1 protein-coding gene and 1 pseudogene are annotated in these 2,138 nt (G+C 68.1%); one reads left to right on the top strand and one right to left on the bottom strand.

What is annotated here, in order from left to right:
• Nucleotides 1-889: pseudogene (locus tag sphsw_RS19050) on the bottom strand (phospholipase D-like domain-containing protein); the annotation flags it as partial.
• 147 nt (nucleotides 890-1,036) lie between these two features.
• On the opposite strand from sphsw_RS19050, the gene dinB reads away from it, so the two are divergent.
• Nucleotides 1,037-2,125 carry a DNA polymerase IV gene (dinB, locus tag sphsw_RS16935; RefSeq protein WP_031441648.1) on the top strand — a complete coding sequence of 363 codons (1,089 nt, stop codon included), beginning with the start codon at nucleotides 1,037-1,039 and terminating at the stop codon, nucleotides 2,123-2,125.
• Nucleotides 2,126-2,138 lie beyond the last annotated feature (13 nt).

The raw sequence follows: 2,138 nt of genomic DNA, 5'->3' as shown, positions 1-2,138 counted from the left end.
GCGCGCGCGCGGTGTCCATCGCGATCGGCTCGAGCCACCCCTGCGCAGTCACCGGGTTGATGATCACGATTTCGGGCCCGTCCGCCTCGTCGAGACGGCGCGCGACCGCCTCGGCGATCTTGCGCGACGCGAAATACTGGCTCTCGATATAGAGATGCCGCTTGGCCCCGGCGATCTGCGCGAGGAACAGCGCCTCGCTCTCGTGCACCGGGACCTGATCATCCATCTCGGGTTCGGTCCGCGCGATCGCGACGTCGACATCGCGGAAATGCACGCCGAGCTCGTCGGGCCAGCAGGCCGCGCCAGGGTTCGCCTCGGCGATCGGCACGCCGCCTGCCAGCACCCAGCGGTCGCGGAACAGCTGCCCCAATGCGGTCGCGACGGGGCCTGCGACCGCGCTGATCGCGTCGTGCCACGGCTTGTAGGGACGGCCCGAGGGACGCCGCCGCCGCGCATCGTCATGGCGATGCTCGCGCGTGTCCCAGCGGTCGCCGGTCATGTCGATCCCGCCGCAAAAGGCGAGGCAATCGTCGATGATGACGATCTTCTGGTGATGCGACCCCGCGGTCGGATGATGCCCGTCGAGCTTGGTATGGATGCGCGGATGCCGCATCCACTTCATCATCGTGAACAGGGTCGAGCCGCGGAACAGCGACTTGATCGCACCGGTATCCCAGCGGAGCAGGAAGATCTCGAGCTCGGGCTCGCGTTCGACCAGCCACAGGATGAAGGCGCCGAGCGTCGGCGGTTCGCCGGGGCGGTCGACCCCGGGTTCGAGCTGGATCCGCGCATCGAAATCCCAGCCGATCAGCATGATCCGCCGCTTGGCGTTGAGCATGGCGACGCGCGCCTGGCGGAAATATTCCTCCGCATCGACGATCACGGACATCTGGTCCGCGCGTTCGATACGCCAGCATTCGGTTCCGATCCGCACGTCCAGGTCCCCTTGTCGTCGCCGCTTGCGCCCGGCCGAATTCGTTCAACGCCGTAACGACGCTCTGTTTCCGCGCATCGTCAGAACCTATCTGCGGTGCAGATGGCCGCTTCTCCTACCCCGCCGCCGGTGCAGCGCAAGATCATCCATGTCGACATGGACGCCTTCTATGCCTCGGTCGAACAGCGCGACGACCCGACATTGAAGGGACGGCCGGTCGCGGTGGGTGGTTCGCGCGCGCGCGGGGTGGTCGCTGCCGCGAGCTACGAGGCGCGGACCTTCGGGGTGCACAGCGCGATGCCATCGGTCACCGCGCTCAGGCGCTGCCCCGACCTCGTCTTCGTGCCGCCGCGCTTCGACGTGTACCGTGCGGTGTCCGACCACATCCGCGCGATCTTCGCGTACTTCACCCCGCTCGTCGAACCGCTGTCGCTCGACGAGGCGTATCTCGACGTTACCGCCGATATCCGCGGGGTCGGATCGGCGCAGGCGATCGCCGAGGAGATCCGTGCGCGGATCAAGGCCGATACCGGGCTGACCGCCTCCGCCGGGGTCAGCTACAACAAGTTCATCGCCAAGCTGGCGTCGGACCAGAACAAGCCCGACGGGATCTGCGTCATCACGCCGAAACGCGGGGCTGCGTTCGTCGCGTCATTGCCGGTCAAGCGGTTCCACGGCGTCGGCCCGGTCACCGCCAAGCGCATGGAACAGCTCGGCATCCTGACCGGCGCGGATCTGCTCGAACGCCCGCTGGCGTTCCTTCAGGCGCATTTCGGCAGCTATGCGGACTATCTTTACGGGGCAGCACGCGGGATCGATCACCGCCCGGTGCGCGTCAACCGTGCCGCCAAGTCGGTCGGGGCGGAGCGGACGTTCGAGACCAACCTGAGCGACCCGGCGGCGCTGCGCGAGGCGTTGCACCGCGTCGCCGATGCGGCGTGGGTGCGGATCGAGCGGCACGACACGCGCGGGCGGACGGTCACGCTCAAACTGCGTCATGCCGATTTCCGGACGATCACGCGTGCCCGCTCGTCGAGCGCCGCGGTGGTCGACAAGGCTGCGTTCGTCACCGCCGGACTGGACCTGCTGATGGCACAGCTTCCGGTCCCGCAGGGCGTCCGGCTGCTCGGCCTGACGCTGTCGGGGCTGGTCGGTGACGAGCCGGACGACGCACAGCCCGTCCTGCTCTGACCCACCGCTCGCT

The organism is Sphingomonas sp. FUKUSWIS1, assembly GCF_000733135.1.
GTDB lineage: Bacteria > Pseudomonadota > Alphaproteobacteria > Sphingomonadales > Sphingomonadaceae > Sphingomonas > Sphingomonas aerolata.
This window is presented reverse-complemented; position numbering and strand designations above follow the sequence as displayed.